Raw genomic sequence first — 23,307 nt, 5'->3', positions numbered from 1 at the left:
TCAGCTCTGGCCCTTCTTCTTGTTCTCGGCCATGAGATCGGCGAATCGGTCGAACAGGTAGGCGGCGTCGTGCGGTCCGGCCGCCGCCTCCGGGTGGTACTGCACGCTGAAGGCCGGGACGTCGAGCGCCTTCAGGCCCTCGACCACGTCGTCGTTCAGGCACACGTGGGAGACCTCGACCCGGCCGAACGGCGTCTCGGAGACCCGGTCCAGCGGGGCGTCCACGGCGAACCCGTGGTTGTGCGCGGTGACCTCGACCTTGCCGGTGGCGCGGTCCTGCACCGGCTGGTTGATGCCGCGGTGGCCGTACTTCAGCTTGTAGGTGCCGAAGCCGAACGCCTTGCCGAGGATCTGGTTGCCGAAGCAGATCCCGAACACCGGGATGCGGCGCTCCAGGACCGCCCGGACGATCGGGACCATCGTCTCCTCGGTGGTCTCCGGGTCGCCGGGGCCGTTGCTCATGAAGAAGCCGTCCGGGTTCAGCGCCAGGACGTCCTCCAGGGTCGCGGTGGCGGGCAGCACGTGCACCCGGGCGCCGCGCTCGGCCATCCGGTGCGGTGTCATGGACTTGATACCGAGGTCGTAGGCCGCCACGGTGAACTTGTGCTCGCCGATCGGGTCGACCACGTAGCCCTGCTTGGTGGTGACGTCACCGACCAGGTCGGCCCCGGCCATCTCCGGGCTCGCCTTCACCTTGTCGACCAGCGCCGTCGGGTCGGCCGAAGCCGCCTCGCCGGAGAACACGCCGCAGCGCATCGCACCGCGCTCGCGCAGGTGCCGGGTGATGGCGCGGGTGTCGACGCCGGAGATCCCGACGATGCCCTGGTCCTGCAGCTCCTCGTCCAGCGTGCGCTGCGAGCGCCAGTTGGAGGCGATCCGGCTGGGATCGCGCACCACGTAGCCGGCGACCCAGATCTGCCGGGACTCCGGGTCCTCGTCGTTGACGCCGGTGTTGCCGATGTGCGGCGCCGTCATCACGACGACCTGCCGGTGGTAGGAGGGGTCGGTGAGGGTCTCCTGGTAGCCGGTCATGCCGGTGGTGAAGACCGCCTCGCCGTAGGTCTCGCCGACCGCGCCGTACGCGTCGCCGCGGAAGGTCCGCCCGTCCTCCAGGACCAGGATCGCCGGGGGTCGCATGCTCATTCGGACGGCCTTTCTGTTGTGCTTACCGCGAAGTGGGCCTCGAGCGCCTGGACCAGTTCACCAGTCCCGTGCCGGGGCTTGAGGCCGGTGTCCAGCGTGCGGTCACCGTGCTGCCAGGTGATGACGACCAGCCCCTCCTCGCGGAGGTACTTGCCGGCCATGCCGGTGGCGAGGCGGACGCCGCGGACCGCCGCGGCCGGGATGAAGACGTCGGAGGCGCCCTCACGGTCGATCAGGACACCGCGCGGGGCGACGTGGACCAGGGCGTTGCTGCGCTGGCCCAGGCTGTGCACGGCGATCCGGTCGAGCCAGTCGCCCTCGGAGGTCGTGGACACGTAGACGGCCTCGACGCCCTCGCCGGTGAACGCCCCTTCGGGCACCTCGTTCAGCGGCGGCACGTCGGCCTGCCGGGCCTGGCGCTTCTTCCACCCGCGCCACATCAGCAGGTAGATGCCGGCCAGCACGACGAGGGTGACGACGGTCCACAGGATCCGCTCGCCGATGTGGGTGACGGGCGCGGAGTGCTTGGCGGCCAGGAAGGCCGCGGAGTGCGGGTAGTTCAGGTTGTCCATGGTCACGCGAGCTTCCCGTCGAGCACCGTCGCGGTCCCCCGCAGGAAGGTGGCGACGACCGCGCCCGGCAGCTCCATCCCCTGATACGGGGTGTTCTGCGACAGCGAGGCCAGCGCGGTGCGGTCCACGGTCCGCCGCGCCCGCGGGTCGACGAGCACCAGGTTGGCGGGCTCGCCGGCGGCGATCGGGCGGCCGTGCCGGTCGTCGACCTGGCCGATGCGGGCCGGCCGCACCGACATCCGGTCGGCGACCTCCTCCCAGGTCATCAGGCCGCTGTCGACCATGGTGTCCTGGACGATCGACAGCGCGGTCTCCAGGCCGAGCATGCCCATGGCGGCCGCGGCCCACTCGCAGTCCTTGTCCTCCTGCGGGTGCGGGGCGTGGTCGGTGGCCACGGCGTCGATCGTGCCGTCGGCCAGGCCGGCGCGCAGCGCCTCGACGTCCGCGGCGGTGCGCAGCGGCGGGTTCACCTTGTAGATCGGGTCGTAGCCCTTGACCAGGTCCTCGGTCAGGATCAGGTGGTGCGGGGTGACCTCGGCGGTCACCGGCCAGCCCTTGGCCTTGGCCCAGCGGATCAGCTCGACCGAGCCGGCCGTGGAGACGTGGCAGACGTGCAGGCGGGACTGGGTGTGCGCGGCCAGCAGGATGTCGCGGGCGATGATCGCCTCCTCGGCGACCGCCGGCCAGCCGGCCAGGCCCAGGACGCCGGACAGCTCGCCCTCGTTCATCTGCGCGCCCTCGGTCAGCCGCGGCTCCTGCGCGTGCTGCGCGACGACGCCGTCGAAGGCCTTCACGTACTCCAGCGCGCGCCGCATCAGGTTCGCGTCGGAGACGCACTTGCCGTCGTCGGAGAACATCCGGACGCGGGCGGCGGAGTCGGCCATCGCGCCGAGTTCGGCCAGGCGCTCGCCGCCCAGGCCGACGGTGACCGCGCCGACCGGGAAGACGTCGCAGAACCCGGCCTCCCGGCCCAGGCGCCAGACCTGCTCGACGACGCCGGCGGTGTCGGCGACCGGGTCGGTGTTGGCCATGGCGTGCACGGCGGTGAACCCGCCGAGGGCGGCGGCGCGGGTGCCGGTCTCGACCGTCTCGGCGTCCTCGCGGCCGGGCTCGCGCAGGTGGGTGTGCAGGTCGACCAGGCCCGGCAGGGCGATCAGGCCGGTGGCGTCGATCTCAACGGCGCCCTCGGCGGCCGCGACAGATCCGACCTCTGCGATGACTCCGTCGCGCACCAGGATGTCTTCCGCGTCGCCACCCAGGATGCTCGCGTTCTTGATCAGGTAGGTGGTGGTGCTCACGCGGCGGCGCCCTTCTGCTCTGCTCTCTTGGTGTTTTCCGCGGACAGGTTCTCGGCGACGTCGGGGCCGATGGCGGACTCGCTGCCGGACAGCAGCAGGTAGAGGACGGCCATGCGGACGCTGACACCGTTGGCGACCTGCTCGACGATGACCGAGCGGTCGGAGTCGGCGACCTCGGCGGAGATCTCCATCCCGCGGACCATCGGGCCGGGGTGCATGACGATCGCCTTGTCCGGGAGCCGGGCCATGCGCTGGGCGTCCAGGCCGTAGCGGCGGCTGTACTCGCGCTGGGTGGGGAAGAAACCGCCGTTCATCCGCTCGCGCTGTACGCGCAGCATCATGATCGCGTCGCTGTCCGGCACCACCGCGTCCAGGTCGTAGGAGACCTCGCAGGGCCAGTTGCCGATCCCGACCGGGAGCAGCGTGGGCGGCGCCACCAGCGTCACCCGCGCGCCGAGGGTGGCCAGCAGGTGCACGTTGGAGCGGGCGACCCGGGAGTGCAGGACGTCGCCGACGACGGTGATCCGCCGGCCGTCGAAGCCGCCGAGGTGGCGGCGCAGGGTGAAGGCGTCGAGCAGGGCCTGGGTGGGGTGCTCGTGGGTGCCGTCGCCGGCGTTGACCACGTGGCTGGAGGTCCAGCCGGCGTTGGCCAGCCGGTAGGCGGCGCCGGAGGCGCTGTGCCGGACCACGACCGCGTCGGCGCCCATGGCCTCCAGCGTCAGCGCGGTGTCCTTCAGGGACTCGCCCTTGGAGACGCTGGAGCCCTTGGCGGAGAAATTGATCACATCGGCGCTCAGCCGCTTGGCCGCGACCTCGAAGGAGGTCCGGGTGCGGGTCGAGTCCTCGAAGAACAGGTTGACCACGGTGCGGCCGCGCAGCGTGGGCAGCTTCTTGATCGGCCGGGCCGACAGCCGGGCGATCTCCTCGGCGGTGTCCAGGATCAGGACGGCGTCGTCCCGGGAGAGATCGGCGGTGGACAACAGGTGGCGCCTCATATGACCGTCTCGCTCTCGATCCCCAGGTAGACGGCATCATGCTCCACACCGTCGTGTTCGCGCAGCCGGACCTTCACGCTCTCGCGCTGCGAGGTCGGCAGGTTCTTGCCGACGTAGTCGGCGCGGATCGGCAGCTCGCGGTGGCCGCGGTCGACCAGGACCGCCAGTTGCACGGCCCGCGGGCGGCCGAGGTCGTTCAGGGCGTCCAGGGCGGCGCGGATGGTGCGCCCGGAGTACAGGACGTCGTCCACCAGGACGATCAGGCGGCCGTCGACCCCCTCGTCCGGGATCTCGGTGCGCTCCAGCGCGCGGGCCGGCTTCAGGCGCAGGTCGTCGCGGTACATGGTGACGTCGAGCGAGCCGACCGGGACGGTGGTGCCCTCCACGTCGGCGACGCGGGCGGCGAGGCGCTTGGCGAGGACCGCGCCGCGGGTCGGGATGCCCAGGAGCATGACGTCCTCGGCACCCTTGGCGCGTTCGAGGATCTCGTGGGCTATCCGGGTCAGCGCCCGGGAGATGTCCGCCTCATCGAGGACGGCTCTTGCACCCTGCGGTATTGCGGGCATACGAAATAGACCCCCTTCTCTGCCTCACGGGACAGATCGTTAAAGGACTCGGCCGTCATCGACTCTACCAGGGTGATCACCGTGGTCCGGCAGCCGCACTCCGCCATCCGAGTGCGGAGCACTGCTCTGAGTGACATAAGCTGATTGGACCAGACCACCGGCAGTCATCGGTTGTCTTGACCGTGATGGGACTTGCGCAGACGAACAAGCGCGCGTACCGTCACGCTAAGTCACCAACGGGTCATACCGGGGAACTGCCGATCCGCTGAACTGTGCCAGCCGTGTGGCGAGGGGAACACGTAAGGCCGCAGTTGTGTCTATGGGGAGCTACATGTCCACCGAGTACGCGAAAGCGCTGGGCGTCCGACTGCGCGCCATCCGGTCCCAGCAGGGCCTGTCCCTGCACGGCGTGGAGCAGAAGTCGCAAGGGCGCTGGAAGGCTGTCGTCGTCGGCTCTTACGAGCGCGGCGACCGGGCCGTCACCGTGCAGCGCCTGTCCGAGCTGGCCGAGTTCTACGGGGTTCCGGTCCACGAGCTGCTGCCGGGCACCGGCGCGCCGTCGTCCGCGAGCCACGAGCCCGGCGGCAAGCTGGTCCTCGACCTCGAGCGCCTGAAGGCGCTGCCGGTCGAGCAGGCCGGTCCGCTGCTGCGCTACGTCGGCAGCATCCAGAGCCAGCGCGGCGACTGGAACGGCCGCGTCATGACCATCCGCGGCGAGGACCTGCGGACGCTCGGCGTCATCTACGAGATGGCCCCGAACGACCTGGTCAAGATGCTCACCGAGTGGGACGTCCTGAACCCGGCCGCGGCCCGTCCGTTCACGGACGAGGACGGCGAGTCCGGCGGTTTCGCCGGCGGGTTCGCCGACGAGGACGAGGCGTAGAACACCTCGGCGCTCTCGCCTACCGGCAAGGCTTTCAGCCCGCCCGCGCTCCGGCGCGCGGCGGGCTTTAGGCTGTTCGGGGGATTCCCGCCGCCCCGAAGAAGTCCAGCAGGATCAGCCCGGCCAGGTCCGCCTGCCCCTCGGGCAGCAGCCGTGACGGCCCCGGCAGCACCGCCAGCCGCCCGTCCGGCACCGTCCTGGTCAGCGCGGCACTGTGGGCGACGTCCAGAGCTTCGTCATCGCCCTGCAGGACCAGCAGCGGCGTGGTCATGGCGGCCAGGGCCGCCAGCCGCACCCGGCACGGGAGGCCGTCGCCGGTCGGCAGCGGACCGATCACCGCGAGCCGGCGAACCAGGTCCGGGCGCTCCAGCGCGAGGCGGAGCGCGGCCGACGCGCCCTCGCCCCAGCCGATGAGGCGGACCGGTCCCACGTCGAGGTTCTCGATGAAGGCGGCGAGGGTGGCGAGCGGGCCGGCTGTGGCCTGATCTCCACGGACCGGCTGACCGACCGACGGATCGGCGAGGTCGGCCGCTCCTCCGACCCAGTCGGGGGCGAGGAGCTGGAACCAGTCGTTCAGCAGCCCGAAGTCGGCGGGGTCGGCGGGGTCGCCGATCACCACCACCGGGTCGCCCTCGCCGGTGGTCTCGTAGGACATCTTTCGGCCGTTCACGTCGGCGCTCGCCTGCATGGCCGCTCCCCCTCTTGCTCACAGCGGGACGGGATTCCCACCGCGTCCACCGTCGCGCGGGCGGCTGGTATAGCGCTGACACGGGGCTGACAGCGGGCGTCAGCGCTGGTCGGCGGCCGCCTGTCTGCGGGCCCGGTGGGCGCGGACGCGGCCGCGGCTGGCGCAGGCCGGGGAGGGGCACCAGCGGCGGCGGCCCTCGGGATCGGCGAAGACGCCGCGGCAGTCCGCTTCGGGGCAGGACTTGAGGGTGTGGCGCTCGGGGCCGGTCAGGTGGTCCGCGGCCTGGCGGGCGATGCGGGCGAGGGAGGAGGCGGCGGTCGGCGGGGCGGCGCGGGTCAGGCCCGGGGGCTCCGGAGCCGCCGCCAGGTCCAGCGGGTCGTCGTGAGCCTCCAGGAAGGCGATCAGGTCGCGGGCCGCGCCGGGCGACGGTGCCTCTCCGGTGGCGGCCGCCAGTGCCAGCGGCCGCAGGGTCTCTCGCAGGGAGACCGCCAAGCCCAGATCCTCGGCGGTGATCGGCGCACCGGGTGTGAGCTCCACCGCTTCCAGCCAGTCCGCGAACCGTTCCGGCGTGGGAATGCGCTCCACCGGGTGCTTGCCGAAGGCGCTGCCGCGCGTCGCGAGCAGGTTCAGCCAGGTCGCGCCGGTGTCGAGGCGGAAGGGGATCGGCTCCATGCGATGAGGGTAACGCCTTCGCCGTTACATCTGCTACGTTCTCACGTAACGCTTGAGCCGTTACACACTCTGGGGAGGACCACCATGCCCTTCGAACCCGCGACCCTGGACCGCGACGCCGGATACGCCTTGCTCGACGTGCTGCAGGACGAGCGGACCCAGCGCGCCGCGCTGCCGGCGCTCGAGGGGCTGGCGCCGGGCTTCGCCGACTGGATCGTCACAGCACTGTTCGGCGGCACCTACCAGCGCCCGGGGCTCGACCTGCGCGAGCGGCAGATCGCGAACCTGGCCGCACTGACCGCGCTCGGCGGCGTGGAGCCGCAGCTGGTCGGGCACGTGAAGGCCAGCGAGCGGATCGGCATGAGCCGTGAGGAGATCGTCGAGGTGTTCGTGCACCTGGCGCCGTACGTCGGCGTGCCGAAGGCGCTGGCCGGCCTGCGGGCCGCGGCCACGGCGTTCGAGGCGGAGGCCGCGAAGTGATCCGCACCGTCCTCGGCGACATCGCGCCCGACGCGCTGGGCGTCACCGACTCCCACGATCACCTCTTCTTCGCCTCGGTGAAGCTGCCGGGCCAGGAGCTCGACGACGTCCCGGCGGCCGAAGCCGAACTCCGGGCGTTCGCGGCGGCGGGCGGCCAGGCCCTCGCGCAGTGGACCCCGATGGGCCTGAACCGCCGCGCGGAGGAACTGCCGGCGCTCGCGCGGGCGGCCGGCGTGCACATCATCGCCGCCACCGGCCTGCACCAGGCCGCGAACTACCGTCCGGAGGTGCTCCCGCGCCTGCTGGACGGGCTCGCGGACCGCTTCGTCGCGGAGCTCACCGAGGGACTGCGCCTCGACGCGGACCCGGACGGCGAACCGCTCCCCGCGCGCGCCGGCCTGATCAAGATCGCAGGGGACTTCCACCACCTTGACTCGCACGCACAGACGGTGTTCGCGGCCGCGGCGGCCGCGCACCACGCGACCGGCGCCACCATCGCCGTCCACCTGGAGGGCGGCACCCACCCGCTGGGCGTCCTGGACGAGCTGCACGGCCGGCACGCCGTCCCGGCCTCGTCGATCATCCTCGGCCACCTGAACCGCTTCCCCGACACCGCGCCCCACCGCGAGGCCGCCGAAGCCGGGGCCTGGCTCGGCTTCGACGGGCCCTCCCGCGGGAACCACGCCACCGACTGGCGTCTGTTCGACCTGCTCACGGCCCTGGTCGCGGCCGGCCACGCCGACCGGGTCCTGCTCGGCGGGGACACGACGACCGCCGCCGCGCGCGGGTCGAGCGGCGGCGGTCCCGGCATCCCGTTCCTGCTGACCGGCATCAGGGCCCGCGTGATCCGGGAGCTGGGGACCGAGGCCGCCGACGCCTTCTTCCTCCGGAACCCGGCGCGCGCGTTCGACGTGGACTGGCGGGGCTGAGGCGGACGGACCGGAACACATGGAAGGGCCCGTTCCCCGCATTCTCGGGGGAACGGGCCCTGCGTCGTGGGGCGACCGAACGCTAGCGCGTCGTGCGCTCCTTGACTTCGGCGATCCGCGCCAGCAGTCCGTTGACGAACTGCGGCGACTCGTCGGTCGACATCAGCCGGGCCAGCGAGACCGCCTCGTCCAGCACCACCGCGTCCGGCACGTCGGCCTGCCACAGCAGCTCGTAGACGCCGATCCGCAGCACGTTGCGGTCCACCGTGGGCATCCGGTCCAGCGCCCAGCCCTCGCTGTGCTCCTCCAGCAGGTCGTCGATCTTGTCGACGTGCTCCAGCACGCCCTCGACCAGGGTCGCGGCGTACGGCTGCACCTGCGGGATGGTGCCCTCGGGCCCCTGGGCCCGCACCCGGGCCTGGGTGTCGGCCAGGACGGTGCGCGGGTCGACGCCCCGCAGATCCGCCTCGAAGAGGATCTCCAGGGCCCGCTGCCGGGCCTTGCTGCGCGGGGAGGCCATCAGCTGCTGATGCGGCCGAGGTAGGAACCGTCGCGGGTGTCGACCTTGACCTTCTCGCCGGTGGTGAGGAACAGCGGCACCTGGATCTCGTAGCCGGTCTCCAGCTTGGCCGGCTTGTTGCCGCCGGTGGAGCGGTCGCCCTGCAGGCCCGGCTCGGTGTACTCGATCACGAGCTCGACGGCGGCCGGGAGCTCGACGTACAGCGGGGTGCCGTCGTGCGTGGCCACCAGCGCCATGGTGCCCTCGAGCATGAAGTTCGCCGCGTTGCCGACGACGTCGCCGCTGACGTGCAGCTGGTCGTACGTGTCCATGTCCATGAACACGTAGTCGGCGCCCTCCTTGTAGAGGTACTGCATGTCGCGCCGGTCGACGTTGGCGGTCTCGACCTTGACACCGGCGTTGAAGGTCTTGTCGACCACCTTGCCCGAGAGCACGTGCTTGAGCTTGGTGCGCACGAAGGCGGGGCCCTTGCCCGGCTTGACGTGCTGGAATTCCACAACGGACCAGAGCTGTCCGTCGAGGTTGAGCACCAGGCCGTTCTTCAGATCGTTCGTGGTCGCCACGTCGGTGAGTACTCCTGCGTCCGACTGCCGGCCCTGGCGAGCAAGGCCGTCGGCGGCCTACAGCACCAGCAGTTCCTTGGTGGTAATGGTGAGCAGCTCCGGACCGCCCTCGGCCTTCGGCCTGACCACGAGCGTGTCCTCGATGCGGACGCCGCCCCGGCCGGGCAGATAGACCCCGGGTTCGACGGTGACCGGAGTGCGATCATCCAGTGTACCCGGCAGACCTGCGCCGAGACGCGGGTCCTCGTGGATCTCCAGGCCGACGCCGTGTCCGAGGCCGTGCCCGAAGTACTCCCCGTACCCGGCGGCCTCGATGACCGACCGGGCCGCGGTGTCCACGTCCGCGCACCGCGCTCCCGGCGCCAGCGCCTGCCGCCCCGCCTTCTGGGCGGCGAAGACCAGGTCGTACACCTCGACCTGCCAGTCCGCCGGCGCCCGGCCGACCACGAAGGTCCGGGTCATGTCGGCGTGGTAGCCCTGGTAGCGGGCTCCGAAGTCGATCTTGAGGAACTCGCCCTCGCCGACCCGCCGCTCCCCGGGCCGGTGGTGCGGCACCGCGGCGTTGGGCCCGGAGGCCACGATCGTGTCGAAGGCCCGCCCGTCGGCCCCGTGGTCGGTCATCCGCCGCTCCAGCTCCTGCGCGATGTGCCGCTCGGTGCGCCCGATCAGGATGGACTCGGTGAGCTCGGCCAGCGCCCGGTCCGAGATCGCGCACGCCTCCCGGATGAGGGCGATCTCCCGCTCGTCCTTGACCCGGCGCAACTCCTCCACCGCGTGCCCGAGCCCGGTCAGGACCGCCGCCGGCGCGGCCGCGGTGAGCTCCGCGGACAGCTTCCGGTGCTCCTCGACCGTGATCTCGTGCTCCTCGACCGCGATCCGCCGCAGCCCGTCCTTCGCCGCCCGCTCGACCAGCGCCGGCGCGCAGTGCCGCACGATGATCCGTTCGACGTCCGGCACCTCGGCCGCGGCCTGGGTGTCGTACCGGAAGTCGGTGCAGAAGACGACCCCGTTCCTGGTGACCAGCACCGCGCCGTTGGACCCGGTGAAGCCGGTGAGATAGCGGACGTTGACCAGCTTGGTCACCAGCGCCGCGTCCGCGTCCACCGCCTCCAGCCGGGACCGCAGCCGCTCACGGCGGGCGGCGTACGCGTCGGGTTCGATGACGACGGGGGCGGAGACGGTGCGGTCTGCGGTCATGCCCCCCAGACTACGAAGCCGGGCTCACTCCGGCAGCTCAGACAGGGCCCTCAGTGCGAGCAGGTACGAGTTGACGCCGAACCCGGCGATCGTCCCCGAGGCCACGGCCGCGATGACGCTGGTGTGCCGGAACGCCTCCCGCGCGTAGGGGTTGGAGATGTGCACCTCGATGAGCGGGGCGGTGCGCTGGGCCGCGGCGTCGCGAAGGGCGTAGGAGTAATGGGTGAACGCGCCCGGGTTGATGACGACGGGCGTCCGGCCGTCGGCGGCCTCGTGCAGCCACCGGACCAGCTCGCCCTCGTCGTTGGTCTCCCGCACCTCGACCTCGAAGCCGAGCTCGGCGCCGGCCTCCTCGCACGCCTTCACCAGGCCGGCGTAGGACGTGGAGCCGTAGACGTCGGGCTCGCGGCTGCCGAGCCGGCCCAGGTTGGGCCCGTTGAGAACCAGCACCTTGCTCACAGGTCCACTCCATGGGATGGGTTCCGGCCGCGGCCCCCGGCACCGCTCTCCTCGGCGACCTCTCCGTACGCCGCGACGAGCAGCGACGGGTCCGGACCCTCCAGCACCGACGGCTTCGCCAGACCGTCCAGCACGATGAAGCGGAGGACGTCGGCCCGGGACTTCTTGTCCACCCGCATGGCGTCCAGCAGTTTGGGCCAGGCGTGGGCGTCGTAGCCGGTCGGCAGCCCGAGCTCGGTCAGGATCTCGCGGTGCCGGGCCGCGGTGGCGTCGTCGAGCCGTCCGGCCAGCCGCCCCAGCTCGGCGGCGAAGACCATGCCGACGCTGATCGCCGCACCGTGCCGCCAGCGGTAACGCTCGTTGCGCTCGATCGCGTGGCCCAGGGTGTGGCCGTAGTTGAGGATCTCCCGGCGGCCGGCCTCCTTCAGGTCGGAGGACACCACCTCCGCCTTGACCTGGATGGCCCGCTCGACCAGCTCCCGCGTGTGCGGCCCGTCGAACCGCCCGGCCCCCGCGACGTCGGACTCGATCAGCCGCAGGATCTCCGGGTCGGCGATGAACCCGCACTTCACCACCTCGGCCATCCCCGCGACGAAGTCGTGCGGGGGCAGCGTCTGCAGGGTGTCCAGATCACACAGCACGCCGGCCGGCGGGTGGAACGCCCCGACCAGGTTCTTGCCCTCGGCGGTGTTGATGCCGGTCTTGCCCCCCACGGCGGCGTCGACCATGCCCAGCAGGGTGGTCGGCAGGTGCACCACGCGCACGCCCCGCAGCCACGTCGCCGCGGCGAAGCCGGCCAGGTCGGTGGTCGCGCCCCCGCCGAGCCCCACGATCGCGTCGGTCCGCGTGAAGTTGGACTTGCCGAGCACTTCCCAGATGTAGGCCAGGACGTGAACCGACTTGGCCTCCTCCGCGTCCGGCACCTCGATGGTCAGCGCCTGGTACCCGCCGTGCTCGGCCAGGTCGTCGCGCACGGCCTCGGCTGTGGCCGTCAGGGCGCGCGGGTGGACGACCGCCACCCGCGCCGCCTTGGGCCCGATCATCGAGGGAAGTTCGGCAAGCAGGCCGTTGCCGACGACGACGTCGTAAGGGGCCTCGCCCCCGACCTTGATACGGGTCTCGGTCACTTCTCCAGGCTTTCGACGATCTCGGCCGCGACCTCTTCGGGCTCGCGGTCGGTACGGACGGTCAGAACGGCGACCTCCTCATAGAGGGGACGGCGCTCGTCCATGAGCTTGAGGAGGGTGCCCCGCACATTGCCCAGCAGCAACGGCCGGTCCCGGTTGAGCCCCACCCGCGACGCGGCGTCTGCCAGCGTCACTTCGAGGAAGGCGACCCGGTGCTCCTTCAGGAGCACTCGCGTGTCGGCGTCCAGGACGGCACCGCCGCCGAGGGCCAGCACTCCGTCGTGACTCGCCAGCGCTTCCTTCACCGCGGCCTTCTCCAGCGCGCGGAAGTGCGGCTCGCCGTACTCCACGAAGATGTCGGAGATCTTCCGGCCGGCGGCGGCCTCGATGTCCTCGTCGGAATCGCGGAACCCGGTCCCCAGCCGCTCGGCGACCAGCCGCCCCACCGTCGACTTCCCCGACCCCGGCGCGCCGACCAGCACCACGACCGGGCTCATGCCTGCGCTCCCGCCGAGTGCTCCGGCCCCGCGACCCGCACCGGCAGCCCGGCGAGGTAGGCCTGGTAGTTGCGCCGCGTCTCCTTGACCGAGTCGCCGCCGAACTTCTCCAGCACCGCGTCGGCGAGCACCAGCGCCACCATCGCCTCGGCGACGATGCCCGCCGCCGGGACCGCGCAGACGTCGGAGCGCTGGTGGTGCGCGACAGCCGGCTCGCCGGTGGCGGTGTCGACGGTGCCCAGCGCCCTCGGCACCGTCGCGATCGGCTTCATCGCGGCCCGCACCCGCAGGACCTCGCCGGTCGACATGCCGCCCTCGGTCCCCCCGCTGCGCCCGGTCCGGCGCCGCACCGCGAGCGGGTCGTGCGAGGCGACCTCCATCTCGTCGTGCGCCTGCGACCCGGGGATGCGGGCGAGTTCGAAGCCGTCGCCGACCTCCACGCCCTTGATGGCCTGGATGCCCATCAGCGCGGCGGCGAGCCTGGCGTCCAACCGCCGGTCCCACTGCACGTGCGACCCCAGGCCGGGCGGCAGTCCGTAGGCGAGGACCTCGACCACGCCGCCGAGCGTGTCGCCGTCCTTGTGGGCCTGGTCGATCTGGGCGACCATCGCCGCGCTGGCCTCGGAATCCAGGCAGCGGACGGGGTCCGCGTCGAGCCGGTCGACGTCCGACGGCAGCGGCACCACCCCGCGCGGCGCCTCGGCCGCCCCCAGCCCCACGACGTGGGACACCAGCTCGATCCCGATGGCCTGCCGCAGGAAGTCGCGCGCCACCTCGCCGAGCGCCACCCGCGCGGCCGTCTCCCGCGCCGACGCCCGCTCCAGCACCGGCCGGGCGTCGTCGAAACCGTACTTCTGCATTCCGGCCAGGTCGGCGTGGCCGGGACGCGGCCGGGTGAGGGGCGCGTTCCGCGCCTGAGCCTCGAGGACGTCGTCGGGCACCGGGTCGGCCGCCATGACCGTCTCCCACTTCGGCCACTCGGTGTTGCCGACCTGGATGGCCACCGGCCCGCCCTGCGTCAGGCCGTGCCGCACGCCGCCGAGGATGGTGACCTCGTCCTGCTCGAACTTCATCCGCGCGCCCCGTCCATAACCGAGCCGGCGCCGGGCCAGGGCGTCGGCAATGGCCTTGGTGGACGTCTCGACCCCGGCGGGCAGCCCTTCCAGGACTGCGGTGAGCGCGGGACCGTGGGATTCCCCTGCGGTGAGCCAGCGTAGCGACATGCCGTGATTCTCCCATGTCTCGCCTGACGAGCCGGACCGTGTCCGAAGATCGGACCTCCGGCGGCGGCCGCCGAATCCCGTTGCGTCACACCCCACGCCCTGGCAGAGTCGCAAGTTCGCCCCTGGAAGGACACGACTGTGAAGAACACGACCGTGCCCGTCTACACCCTCGTCGCGCGTCAATCCTTCCGCCGCTACGTCACCTACCGGGGCGCCATGCTCGGCGGTGTCGTCACCAACACCGCCTTCGGCGCGGTGAAGGCGCTCATCGTCACCGCCGTCTGGCGCCAGCGGACCGCCATCGGCGGCTACGACCTCGCCGACGTGCTCACCTACACCTTCATCGCGCAGGCCCTGATCGGGCCGATGTCGCTGCTCACCAACAACCTCGACATCCCCGCCCGCGTCCGCTCCGGCGACATCGGCACCGACCTCTTCCGCCCCGTCGACTTCCAGGCCTACTGGCTCGCGCAGGACATCGGCCGCGCCGCCTTCACGGTCGTGGGCCGCGCCCTGCCGCCCTTCGTGGTAGGCGCCCTACTCTTCCGGCTGCGGGTGCCCGCCGACCCCCGGGTGTGGGCCGCCTTCCTGGTGGCCGTCGTCCTTGGTGTCTTCGTGAGCTTCGCGCTGCGCTATCTCGCGGCGATGTCGGCGTTCTGGCTGCTCGACGAAAAGGGCATCACCGGCTTCATGAACATGCTGACGATGTTCTTCGGCGGCTTGACGGTCCCCGTGGTGTTGTTCCCGGGATGGCTGGGCTCCCTCGCCAGGATGCTGCCCTGGGCCTCGGTGATCCTCGTGCCTGTGAACACGTTGCTCGGGAAGCTGTCGGGGGCGTCGCTGCTCGGGGCCTACCTGTTCGAAGCGTCGTGGGCGGTGGCGCTCCTGGCTCTCGGCCGCCTCGTCACGAAACGGGCCCGGCATCGCTTGGTGGTGCAAGGTGGCTGAGCCGGCCGGCACCCCGGGTCCTGTCACGACCTATCTCGCGGCGATGCGCATGTGGGCCCGCTCCGCCATGCAGTACCGGGCCTCGCTGGTCCTCCTGATGGTGAACGCGACGCTCATCGCCGGGCTGGAGTTGGCGGCGCTGCTCGTGGTCTACGGCAACGTCCCGTCGCTCGGCGGCTTTTCGCTGTCTGAGGCGCTCTACCTTTACGGGACCGCTCAGGCCGCCTTCTTCGCCAGCGACCTCCTGTTCACCGGAACTGAATACCTCGGCGCACGGATTCGCATGGGAACCTTCGACGCGCTGCTGGTCCGTCCCGTAGCGGTCCTCCCGCAGGTCTTCGCCGACCAGTTCACACCCCGCCGCTTCTGCCCTCTGATCCCGGCGTTCGGTGCGATGACGGCCGGCCTGGTCACGGCCCCCATCCGCTGGACCTGGCTCAGGGCCGCGCTCGTGCCCTACACGCTCCTCACCGGCGTCGCGGTCTTCGGCGCGATCTGGATATTCGTCGGAGCGTTCCAGATCATGGTGACCGACGCCTCCGAAGCGATGAACGTCGTCACCTACGGCGGCCAGTACATGACGTCGTACCCACTGTCCCTCTACGGCCGGAACCTCATGCTGTTCCTGACTTTCGGAGTCCCGCTGGGCTTCGTGAACTGGCAGCCCACCCTGTACGTCCTGGACCATCCCGATCCCCTGGATCTGCCCTCGGTGTTCCGCTTCGCCGGGCCGCTTTTCGCGGCCGCATTGTGGGGCCTGGCCTTGCTCGCTTGGCGCGGGGCGTTGCGCCATCACCGTTCCACCGGGAGCTGACCGTGACCATGCTGATCGAAGCCGAACGCCTCTCGAAGACGTATACCCTCCGCAAGAAGACCAGCCGCCTGAAACGGGAACGGACCACCGTGGAGGCGGTCCGCGACCTCAACCTCGCCGTCCCCGAAGGCGAGCTCCTCGGCTATATCGGTCCCAACGGCGCCGGCAAGTCCACCTCCATCAAGATGTTCACCGGCATCCTCTCCCCCTCCGGCGGTCGGCTCCGCGTCGCAGGCCTGGAACCCATCCGCGACCGCAAGCAGCTGGCCCGCCGCATCGGTGTCGTATTCGGTCAGCGGACCACCCTCTGGTGGGATCTCCCTCTAAGAGATTCCTTTGCACTGCTGCACCGCATGTACGCGATCCCCGACGCCCGCTTCCGCGAGAACCTCGCCCGCTACGTCGACCTCCTCGACCTGGGCCCGCTTCTCGACACCCCCGTCCGCCAGCTCTCCCTCGGCCAGCGCATGCGCGGCGACCTCACCGCCGCCCTCCTCCACGACCCGAGCGTCCTCTACCTCGACGAGCCCACCATCGGCCTGGACGTCACCAGCAAGATGGTCGTCCGCGACTTCCTCGCCGAGCTGAACCGCGAACGCGGCACGACCATCGTCCTCACCACCCACGACCTCGACGACATCGAGCGGCTCTGCCGCCGTGTCGTCGTCATCGACCACGGCACGGTCGCCTACGACGGCGACCTCGCCGCCCTGCGCGCCCGCGTGGCGGCCGACCGCACGCTGGTCGTCGACCTCGTCGCACCGGGGCCCGCGATCGACGTCCCCGGCACCGTCGTCACCCGCCTCGACGGGCGCCGCCAGTGGCTGGCGTTCCCCGTCGAGACCAACGCCGCGGCGCTGATCGCCACGATCGCGTCCCGATACGGTCTCGTCGACGTCTCGATCCGCGAACCCGACATCGAGGACGTCGTCAGACAGCTTTATTGCAGGTGATACGGTGTCTCGCGCAAACTGGCGCGTGGCTGCAGAAGCAGGGGGGAAGCACGTTGACTGGTTGGACTGTGCCCGGCTACACCGAGACCGCGTCCCTCGGCTCCGGCGCGACCGGCCGGGTGGTGTCGGCGGTCGAGGACGCCACCGGCGTCCCCGTCGCGATCAAGTATCTGAGCGGCAAGTTCCTCGACGACGAAGCCTTCCTCGAACGCTTCCGCGCCGAGGCCGAGCTGCTGGCCGGCCTGGACCACCCGAACGTGGTGCGCTTCCACCGCTACGTGGAAGCTTTCGACGCACCCGAGGCCGCCGCGCCCGAGGCCGCCGCGCCCGAGGTTCCGGCGCCCGAGGCTCCCGCGACGCCCGATCCGGCGGCGGCGACCGTGATCATCGACGCGTCCGCACTGTCCGAGGAGGCGGACGCGCCCGACGGCGCCGACGCCCCACCGACGGCTTCCGACGGCCCCGTCCGCGGCGCCGCCCTCGTCATGGAGCTCGTCGAAGGCGCCACCCTCCGCCGCGTCCTGAAGTCCCGCGGCCCGGTCTCCCCCGAAGCCGCGCTGTCCATCATGCGCGGCTCGCTCCTCGGTCTCGACGCCGCCCACGGCCTGGGCATCGTCCACCGCGACTACAAGCCCTCCAACGTCCTCCTCACCACCGACGGTGTCAGCAAGCTCGCCGACTTCGGCATCGCCGAGAAGGCCGGAACCGAGATGCCGGCCATCGGCACTCCGTCCTACATGGCCCCCGAGCAGTGGGAAGGCGCGCCGGCCGAGCCGGTCACGGACATCTACGCCGTCACCGCCTCCTTCTACGAGTGCCTCACCGGCCACGTCCCCTACGCCGCCGACACGGTCTTCGAGCTCGAAGAACTCCACCGCACCGCCCCGATCCCGCTCGCCGACGTCCCGCCCGCCGTCCGCGGCCTGGTGGCGCACGGCCTGGCCAAGGAAGCGGGCCTGCGCCCGGCGGACGTCTCGACGTTCATCGCCGAACTCGAAGAGGCCGCGATCTCCGAGTACGGCGTCGAGTGGGAGGAGCAGGGCCGCCGCGATCTGGCGGTCTTCGTCTGGCCGCTCTCCTCCGGCAGCGCCGGAGGCGGCTCCGGCGGCCCGGCCGGCCCCGAGCAGGGCGGCGGCGCCTTCCCGCAGCCCGACGGCGACTTCTTCGACGGCATCGGAGGCCCCGAAGAACCGGAAGGCTTCGAAGAAGACCCGGGCCGCTCCTGGAAGCGCGTCGGCCGCGGCACCAAGGCCGGCCTCGCCGCGGCGGCCGTCGCCGTGATCGGCAGCGCCCTCGCGGCGATGGCGTTCGGCTCCGACACCACGGGCAAGGCCCCCGTCGCGGGCAGCACCGGCATCACCGTGTCCGCGCCGTCGTCGGCCTCGCTCAGCGGAACCCCGTCGTCGACCCTCGCCGCCGGCACCAACGCGCCGACGCCCGGCACGCCGACGCCGACCAGTCCGACGACGACCTCGAGCAGCACCAAGCCGACGCCCACGCTCAAGACGCTGACGTCGAGCTCGTCGCTGAACATCCTGCCGCCGGCGTCGCCGCCGTCGTCCGCCGGCGTCCCGACGCCCACCGGTCCGGCCCCGAGCTCGCCGTCCTCGCCGTCCTCGGCGCCGACGTCCCCCGCGCCGACGACCCCGACGTCGTCGTCCTCGACGCCGGCCCCGGTGACGATCGTCGCCCAGCTGGAGCTGGTCAAGAGCGCCCCGGCCCAACCGTGCCCGCCGGCGGATCTGCCGACCTACCGGGTCACGTTCACCGTTCGCGGGCTGCCGGCCGGGACCACGATCCCGATCAGCTACAGCTGGCGCCTGCAGAAGGCCGGCACCGGCGGCAAGGGATCGCTGAACGCGGGCGACGGCGCCAGTTCGGGCGACTTCTCAGTCGGCGCGCGGACCACGAGGTCGATCTCCGACTCCGTCGTCGTGACGTGGAACGCCGACGGCCAGAGCGGCACCACGAACTCGCAACCGGTCGACATCTACTGCGAAGTCATCGGCTGACGACGCCCGCCACCACCCGCCGCACCTCCGCCGGCCCCGGCGGCACGTCGCCGTGGTCGGCGTAGGTCATGTGCACGGTGCCGATCAGCATCAGGGCCATGAGGTCGACGTCCGTGTCCGGCGCCAGCCTTCCCAGCCCCCGCTCCGCCTCCAGGTACCCGGCCAGCATCCGCTGCCCCTCCCCGAGCACCGGGACACCGGTCGTCCCGGCCGCGCGCAGTCGTGCTCTGACTCCGTCCCGGAACGCGATGAGGGCGACGATCTTCGTGGCCAGAGGGCTGAAGAGCTCGTAGACGGCCTCGGTGAGGTTGTCGACGACCTCGCCCTGCCCGGCCCGCCCCCGAAGGCGCTCGTCCAGCTCCGCCACCCGCCGCGCGCGGTCCAGCACATAGTCGGTCAGGAACGCGTCGAAGTCGGCGAAGTGGCGGTGCAGCACCCCCTTCGCCACTCCGGCCTCCTCCGTGACCGCGCGGCTGGTCAGGGCTTCCGTCCCGGAACGGAGCAGCACACGTTCGGCGGCGGCGAAGAGCTGCTCGCGGGGGTCGCGGATGGCGATTCCGGTCGGCACGGTACGGGGTTCCCCTTCGGCGTCCTGGACGAGTGGGCAAGCGCCCACTAGAGTGGGCACATGGTCACTCTAGTCTCCGAGTCGTTCGGTGAGAACTCCGCCCAGTACGACCGGGCCCGTCCGCGCTACCCCCGCGCGCTGATCGACCGTGTCCTGGCCGGACTCCCCGGTCGGTCCGTGCTGGACGTCGGCTGCGGAACCGGCATCGCCGCCCGCCAGTTCCAGGAAGCGGGCTGCGCCGTGCTCGGCGTCGAGCCCGACGAGCGCATGGCGGCCCTCGCCGGGGAGCGCGGCCTGCCGGTCGAGATCGCGAAGATCGAGGACTGGGATCCGGCGGGCCGCACGTTCGACGCCCTCGTCGCCGGCATGACCTGGCACTGGGTCGATCCCGTCCGGGGCGCGGCACAGGCGGCGGATGTCGTCCGCCCCGGTGGCCGGGTCGCCCTGTTCTGGAACGCCTTCCAGATACCGCCGGACCTGGCCGACGCCTTCGCCGAGGTCTACACGCGCCACCTGCCCGACCACCCGATGTATCAGCACGGCCTGAAGGCGGGCCGCGACATCTACGCGCCCTTCCTCGCCAGCACCGCCGACGTGCTGCGCGACACCGGCGCCTTCGAGCCCGCCGAGCAGTGGCGCTTCGACTGGCGGCAGACGTACACCCGCGACCAGTGGGTGGACCTGGCGCCGACCTTCGGCGGGCACGCCCTGCTGCCCAGGGACACGGTGGCCGAGCTGATGGCCGACATCGGCGCGGAGGTCGACAAGGTCGGCGGGTCGTTCGTCATCGAATACGCGACGGTCGCGGTGACGGCACTCCGGAAGAACGACTGAGGCCGCCCGCTCGCGGCCGGCGACAGCCCGGTGGCGGGTTCCCGACTCAGCGCGCTGCGAGCGCCGCTTCTCCCGCCGCTCGCATCTCGGCCAGCGGCGCCGGCGCGCGGCCGGTCATCAGCTCCACCTGGAGCACCGCCTGGTGCACCAGCAGGTCCAGCCCGCCGAGCACCTTCCCTCCGCGCTCGGACCACGCCGCTGCCAGCGGCGTCGGCCACGGGTGGTAGAGCACGTCGAACAGCGTGCCCGGCCGCGCCGGCACCGAGTCCGCGAGCTCGTCGGTCGCGCCGGCCGGCGTGGTCCCGATGACGAGCTCCGCTTCGAACGCGTCCGCGGCGTCGGACCAGTCCCGGACGCGCACCGCCGTCCCGACCGCCTCGGCGATCGCGTGGACCTCGGCGTCCCGGGCGCGGTTGCGGATGTAGACCTCGACCTCGCCCTTCGTGATGCCCGACAACGCCGACAGCGCCGAGGACGCGGTCGCCCCGGCGCCGAGCACCGCCGCCGAGCCGGCCTCGGTCACGCCGCGTTCCGCCAGTGCGTTGACCAGGCCGGGCACGTCGGTGTTGGTGCCGGTGCGCGAGCCGTCGGGGTGGAAGAGCACCGTGTTGACCGCCTCCACCGCGGCCGCCGTCGCGCTGATCCCGTCCAGCAGGGGGATGACCGCGCGCTTGAGCGGCATGGTCAGCGACAACCCGGCCCACGAGGCGTCGAGCCCGGCCAGGAAGGCGGGCAGCGACGCCTCGTCGACCTCGTGCGCGTCGTAGGACCAGTCGGTCAGGCCGAGCGCGGCGTACGCGGCCCGGTGCAGGACCGGGGACAGCGAGTGCGCGATCGGCGAGCCGAGGACGGCGGCGTGGGTGGTCGGCATGCGGGTCATCGGAACAGCGGGGGCATCAGGAGGTGATCGCCTTCGCCTTGCAGGGGTTGTGGTCCTGAGCCTTCAGGAAGTCGGCCTTCTTCACGAAGAAGGTACCGGTGTCACCCTCGCACCAGGCGTAGGCCTTGATGGTGCTCGGCTTCAGCACCGCGGCGATGGTGTCCTTCGACGGGATCGCGACCGGGGTGGGAGGGAAGCCGTGGTGGGGGGCGTAGGTCGAGTAGTCGCCGCCGCCGTTCACCACCTGGTCGTGGGTCGGCGGGGACTTGAGGTGGCCGAGCACGAACAGCGATGTGGAGTCGACGTCCAGGAACTCGTTGTCCTTCAGGCGTGCGATGACCGCCTCGGCCACCTTGGAGGCGTCGTCCGGCGTCTTCACCTCGGCCTCGGCCATCGAGGCGAGGATGAGCACCTGCTCCTGGGTGCAGGGAGCGGTGCCGCAGGTCAGCGCCTTCGCCTTGTTGTCGAAGTCGAGCGCCTTCAGCTCGTCCATGCGGTTGGCCACCATCTGCTTCAGGATGGTCTGCGGGTTGTCGGAGGAGGTCAGTTCATAGGTGCCCGGGGCGAGCATGCCCTCGATCGTGAACTGCTTGGTCTTGGAGTCCCGCGACCAGTCCGGCAGCCCGATCTGGTTCTGGCTGATGGCGGTGTCGAAGTCGGACTGCTTCCATTTGCGCTTCTCGATGAGGCTGGCGATGACGTCCTTGCCCCACTCGTGCGGCGTCACGATGATCTGCGAGCCGTCGGACAGGTTCGTCTTCTTCAACAGCTCCAGCACCGCGGTGGCGCCGGAGATCTGCGGGCACACGTCGTAGGTGCCGGCGACGATGCCGGTGGAGCCCTGGTTCTGGTTGGCGGCGTTCAGGTAGGCGCGCTCGCTCTTGATGACGCCGGCCGTGTAGAGCGACTTGGCGATGTCCGCGCCGGTGGCGCCGCGCTTGACGTCGACCGTGACCTTGTCCTTGGCATCCTTCGCGCAGCTCGTCGCCGTGTAGTCCGGGGCGGGGCCGAACTTGTCCTTGTAGTACGAGTAGCCGGCGTAGATACAGCCGCCGAACAGGCTCAGGATGCCGACCAGGACGAACAGCGGGGCCCAGGCGCGCAGCTTGCCGCCGCGGCGGCGCGGCCGCTCGTCGTCGAAGAACCCCTCTTCCTCGCCCCAGTTGTCGCCGCCGCCCTGGTCGTACTGGTCGTACTGGTTGTATTCGTCCTCTGCGGCCCGTCCGCGGCCGCGCCGCGAGCCACGGGTGCTGCGGGAGTCGCGCGAGTAGGCGTCGCCGCCGTCGTCCCAGCCGCCGCTGGCGTTCTGGGCGTAACCGCGGTCGTCGGCGGTCGCGCCCCAGCCGTCGTCGGCGTAGGGATCGCCGCCGGAGTTGGGCGCGGCGTAGGGATCCTGGGTCTGCGACTGGGCGTACGGATCGATGACCTCGCTCTGCACCACCTTCGGACCGGTGCGCGGGGCGGCGCGGCGGCCGCGGCGCGGGTCCGGGCCGGCGCCCTGCGGCGGGACTTGGGGCTGCGCGTAGCCCTGCTGGGTCGGCTGGCCATAGCCGGGCTGCTGGTAGCCGGGTTGCTGGTAGCCGGGCTGCTGCTGACCCGGCTGGCCCTGCTGCGGCTGCCCGTAGCCCTGCTGGCCGCCGTATCCCTGCTGGCCGTAAGAGGGCTGCTGCGGCTGCTGCTGCCCGTACGAACCCTGCTGCTGGCCGTAGGACGAGCTCTGGCCGTACGGGTCCGACGGCTGGCCGTCGGCCCGTCGGCGACCCCGCCCCTGGGGATTGTCGCCCCCGTATCGCCAATCGCCGTCGCTCATCAGTTGCCGTCCTCCAGCTGGACCGTCGTGCCGGGCGGACGTCCGGACATCCGTTCGGCATCTAGTGCGTTCTGCAAGATAACCACGGCGGCCGCCTGGTCCACCACCGCCCTGCCCTTCTTCGCCTTGACCCCCGAGGCGCGCAGGCCCTGGGCCGCGGTGACGGTGGACAGCCGCTCGTCGACCAGCCGCACCGGCACCTCGGGACCGAGGCGGCGGACCAGGTCGCGGGCGTAGTCACGGATCTTGGCGGCCGCCGGGCCCTCGCCTCCGGACAGCGAGCGCGGCAGGCCGACCACGACTTCGAAGGCCTCGTATTCGGCCGCCAGGGCCGCCAGCCGGTCCAGGGACGCGCGGCGCGGCTCGGCGCGCACCGTCTCCACCGGGGTGGCCAGCAGGCCGTCACGGTCGCAGGAGGCCACGCCGATGCGGACCGTGCCGACGTCGACGCCCAGGCGGACGCCACGGCGCATGACGCGCTCCGACCCCGGGGCCGCCGGGGAGCCGGCAGCGTCCGGGGACTCCGGGGAGTCCGGCGTCCGGCGCTCGGGTTCCTGCATCGTCGGCGACTCTCCTCCATCGTGCGACGCGAGCCGTTCGTGATCCCGCCACTGGTTCGTGACGCGTCCGTGACCGTACCTGGTTCCGGGCTCCGCTGTCGCCTCCGCGGACCATG

At 71.7% G+C, this 23,307-nt stretch carries 26 protein-coding genes; 8 read left to right on the top strand and 18 right to left on the bottom strand.

Features of this window, described 5'->3' with window-relative positions:
* The 5 genes from carA to pyrR are packed head-to-tail and all read right to left on the bottom strand — an operon-like array spanning position 1 to position 4,574.
* Positions 1 to 1,143 carry a glutamine-hydrolyzing carbamoyl-phosphate synthase small subunit gene (gene carA, locus ABD466_RS04910; RefSeq protein WP_344655704.1) on the bottom strand — a complete coding sequence of 381 codons (1,143 nt, stop codon included), beginning with the start codon at positions 1,141 to 1,143 and terminating at the stop codon, positions 1 to 3.
* Positions 1,140 to 1,715, bottom strand: a complete 576-nt coding sequence (locus tag ABD466_RS04905) for a PH-like domain-containing protein (RefSeq protein WP_344655754.1) — start codon at positions 1,713 to 1,715, stop codon at positions 1,140 to 1,142. Before ABD466_RS04905 ends, carA begins: the two co-directional genes overlap by 4 nt.
* 2 nt (positions 1,716 to 1,717) lie before the next feature.
* Entirely contained in the window at positions 1,718 to 3,013 is a 1,296-nt protein-coding gene (locus tag ABD466_RS04900; RefSeq protein ID WP_344655703.1) for a dihydroorotase, read from the bottom strand.
* Positions 3,010 to 4,008, bottom strand: coding sequence for an aspartate carbamoyltransferase catalytic subunit (locus ABD466_RS04895; protein WP_344655702.1), 999 nt, complete (start codon positions 4,006 to 4,008; stop codon positions 3,010 to 3,012). Before ABD466_RS04895 ends, ABD466_RS04900 begins: the two co-directional genes overlap by 4 nt.
* The gene (gene pyrR, locus ABD466_RS04890) at positions 4,005 to 4,574 is read right to left on the bottom strand and encodes a bifunctional pyr operon transcriptional regulator/uracil phosphoribosyltransferase PyrR (protein WP_344655701.1); all 570 of its coding nucleotides are present in this window, start codon (positions 4,572 to 4,574) and stop codon (positions 4,005 to 4,007) included. Before pyrR ends, ABD466_RS04895 begins: the two co-directional genes overlap by 4 nt.
* Positions 4,575 to 4,905: 331 nt before the next feature.
* Between pyrR and bldD the strand changes: the two genes are divergently transcribed.
* Positions 4,906 to 5,457, top strand: coding sequence for a transcriptional regulator BldD (gene bldD, locus ABD466_RS04885; RefSeq protein ID WP_344655700.1), 552 nt, complete (start codon positions 4,906 to 4,908; stop codon positions 5,455 to 5,457).
* A 67-nt stretch (positions 5,458 to 5,524) separates the two neighbouring features.
* On the opposite strand, the gene ABD466_RS04880 is transcribed toward bldD, so the two are convergent.
* Together ABD466_RS04880 and ABD466_RS04875 are read right to left on the bottom strand one after the other, a co-directional pair.
* Complete coding sequence (locus ABD466_RS04880) at positions 5,525 to 6,145, bottom strand: alpha/beta fold hydrolase (protein WP_344655699.1); 621 nt, start codon at positions 6,143 to 6,145, stop codon at positions 5,525 to 5,527.
* A 99-nt stretch (positions 6,146 to 6,244) separates the two neighbouring features.
* Positions 6,245 to 6,817 (bottom strand): CGNR zinc finger domain-containing protein, encoded by a 573-nt coding sequence (locus tag ABD466_RS04875; RefSeq protein ID WP_344655698.1) that lies wholly within the window; start codon positions 6,815 to 6,817, stop codon positions 6,245 to 6,247.
* Between the two features lie 84 nt (positions 6,818 to 6,901).
* Between ABD466_RS04875 and ABD466_RS04870 the strand changes: the two genes are divergently transcribed.
* Both ABD466_RS04870 and ABD466_RS04865 read left to right on the top strand, forming a co-directional pair.
* Positions 6,902 to 7,297: a carboxymuconolactone decarboxylase family protein gene (locus ABD466_RS04870; protein WP_344655697.1), complete on the top strand. Its 396-nt coding sequence runs from the start codon at positions 6,902 to 6,904 to the stop codon at positions 7,295 to 7,297.
* Positions 7,294 to 8,226: a phosphotriesterase family protein gene (locus ABD466_RS04865; RefSeq protein ID WP_344655696.1), complete on the top strand. Its 933-nt coding sequence runs from the start codon at positions 7,294 to 7,296 to the stop codon at positions 8,224 to 8,226. The genes ABD466_RS04870 and ABD466_RS04865 overlap by 4 nt, the downstream gene beginning before the upstream one ends.
* Positions 8,227 to 8,308: 82 nt before the next feature.
* On the opposite strand, the gene nusB is transcribed toward ABD466_RS04865, so the two are convergent.
* Genes nusB through aroC form a run of 7 tightly spaced genes read right to left on the bottom strand, consistent with a single transcriptional unit; the run spans position 8,309 to position 13,812 of the window.
* On the bottom strand, positions 8,309 to 8,746 hold the full coding sequence (gene nusB / locus ABD466_RS04860) for a transcription antitermination factor NusB (RefSeq protein ID WP_344655695.1): 438 nt from the start codon (positions 8,744 to 8,746) through the stop codon (positions 8,309 to 8,311).
* Positions 8,746 to 9,309 (bottom strand): elongation factor P, encoded by a 564-nt coding sequence (gene efp / locus ABD466_RS04855; RefSeq protein WP_344655694.1) that lies wholly within the window; start codon positions 9,307 to 9,309, stop codon positions 8,746 to 8,748. The genes nusB and efp overlap by 1 nt, the downstream gene beginning before the upstream one ends.
* Positions 9,310 to 9,366: 57 nt before the next feature.
* A complete protein-coding gene (locus ABD466_RS04850) occupies positions 9,367 to 10,506 on the bottom strand; it encodes an aminopeptidase P family protein (RefSeq protein ID WP_344655693.1) in 1,140 nt (379 codons plus the stop codon).
* A 24-nt stretch (positions 10,507 to 10,530) separates the two neighbouring features.
* Positions 10,531 to 10,965, bottom strand: coding sequence for a type II 3-dehydroquinate dehydratase (gene aroQ, locus ABD466_RS04845; protein ID WP_344655692.1), 435 nt, complete (start codon positions 10,963 to 10,965; stop codon positions 10,531 to 10,533).
* Entirely contained in the window at positions 10,962 to 12,092 is a 1,131-nt protein-coding gene (aroB, locus tag ABD466_RS04840) for a 3-dehydroquinate synthase (RefSeq protein WP_344655691.1), read from the bottom strand. The genes aroQ and aroB overlap by 4 nt, the downstream gene beginning before the upstream one ends.
* The gene (locus ABD466_RS04835; protein ID WP_344655690.1) at positions 12,089 to 12,589 is read right to left on the bottom strand and encodes a shikimate kinase; all 501 of its coding nucleotides are present in this window, start codon (positions 12,587 to 12,589) and stop codon (positions 12,089 to 12,091) included. The genes aroB and ABD466_RS04835 overlap by 4 nt, the downstream gene beginning before the upstream one ends.
* Complete coding sequence (aroC, locus tag ABD466_RS04830) at positions 12,586 to 13,812, bottom strand: chorismate synthase (RefSeq protein WP_344655689.1); 1,227 nt, start codon at positions 13,810 to 13,812, stop codon at positions 12,586 to 12,588. Before aroC ends, ABD466_RS04835 begins: the two co-directional genes overlap by 4 nt.
* Before the next feature lie 138 nt (positions 13,813 to 13,950).
* On the opposite strand from aroC, the gene ABD466_RS04825 reads away from it, so the two are divergent.
* Genes ABD466_RS04825 through ABD466_RS04810 form a run of 4 tightly spaced genes read left to right on the top strand, consistent with a single transcriptional unit; the run spans position 13,951 to position 18,539 of the window.
* Positions 13,951 to 14,760 carry an ABC transporter permease gene (locus ABD466_RS04825; RefSeq protein ID WP_344655688.1) on the top strand — a complete coding sequence of 270 codons (810 nt, stop codon included), beginning with the start codon at positions 13,951 to 13,953 and terminating at the stop codon, positions 14,758 to 14,760.
* Positions 14,753 to 15,574: an ABC transporter permease gene (locus ABD466_RS04820; protein WP_344655687.1), complete on the top strand. Its 822-nt coding sequence runs from the start codon at positions 14,753 to 14,755 to the stop codon at positions 15,572 to 15,574. Before ABD466_RS04825 ends, ABD466_RS04820 begins: the two co-directional genes overlap by 8 nt.
* An 8-nt stretch (positions 15,575 to 15,582) precedes the next feature.
* Positions 15,583 to 16,527, top strand: coding sequence for an ABC transporter ATP-binding protein (locus ABD466_RS04815; RefSeq protein ID WP_344655753.1), 945 nt, complete (start codon positions 15,583 to 15,585; stop codon positions 16,525 to 16,527).
* Positions 16,528 to 16,580: 53 nt separating this feature from the next.
* Entirely contained in the window at positions 16,581 to 18,539 is a 1,959-nt protein-coding gene (locus ABD466_RS04810; protein WP_344655686.1) for a serine/threonine-protein kinase, read from the top strand.
* Here the strand turns inward: ABD466_RS04810 and ABD466_RS04805 are convergent.
* Positions 18,529 to 19,107, bottom strand: coding sequence for a TetR/AcrR family transcriptional regulator (locus tag ABD466_RS04805; RefSeq protein WP_344655685.1), 579 nt, complete (start codon positions 19,105 to 19,107; stop codon positions 18,529 to 18,531). The genes ABD466_RS04810 and ABD466_RS04805 overlap by 11 nt on opposite strands.
* Before the next feature lie 60 nt (positions 19,108 to 19,167).
* Between ABD466_RS04805 and ABD466_RS04800 the strand changes: the two genes are divergently transcribed.
* On the top strand, positions 19,168 to 19,941 hold the full coding sequence (locus ABD466_RS04800) for a class I SAM-dependent methyltransferase (protein WP_344655684.1): 774 nt from the start codon (positions 19,168 to 19,170) through the stop codon (positions 19,939 to 19,941).
* Positions 19,942 to 19,987: 46 nt separating this feature from the next.
* On the opposite strand, the gene ABD466_RS04795 is transcribed toward ABD466_RS04800, so the two are convergent.
* The 3 genes from ABD466_RS04795 to ruvX are packed head-to-tail and all read right to left on the bottom strand — an operon-like array spanning position 19,988 to position 23,104.
* Entirely contained in the window at positions 19,988 to 20,812 is an 825-nt protein-coding gene (locus tag ABD466_RS04795; protein ID WP_344655683.1) for a shikimate dehydrogenase, read from the bottom strand.
* A 25-nt stretch (positions 20,813 to 20,837) separates the two neighbouring features.
* Positions 20,838 to 22,631 (bottom strand): endolytic transglycosylase MltG, encoded by a 1,794-nt coding sequence (locus ABD466_RS04790; protein WP_344655682.1) that lies wholly within the window; start codon positions 22,629 to 22,631, stop codon positions 20,838 to 20,840.
* Positions 22,631 to 23,104 carry a Holliday junction resolvase RuvX gene (gene ruvX / locus ABD466_RS04785; protein ID WP_344655752.1) on the bottom strand — a complete coding sequence of 158 codons (474 nt, stop codon included), beginning with the start codon at positions 23,102 to 23,104 and terminating at the stop codon, positions 22,631 to 22,633. Before ruvX ends, ABD466_RS04790 begins: the two co-directional genes overlap by 1 nt.
* Between the last annotated feature and the right edge of the window lie 203 nt (positions 23,105 to 23,307).

The organism is Catenulispora subtropica (assembly GCF_039531675.1).
Taxonomy (GTDB): domain Bacteria; phylum Actinomycetota; class Actinomycetes; order Streptomycetales; family Catenulisporaceae; genus Catenulispora; species Catenulispora subtropica.
Note: the sequence above shows the minus strand (reverse complement) of the source record. Positions and strands in the feature narration are given on the sequence as shown.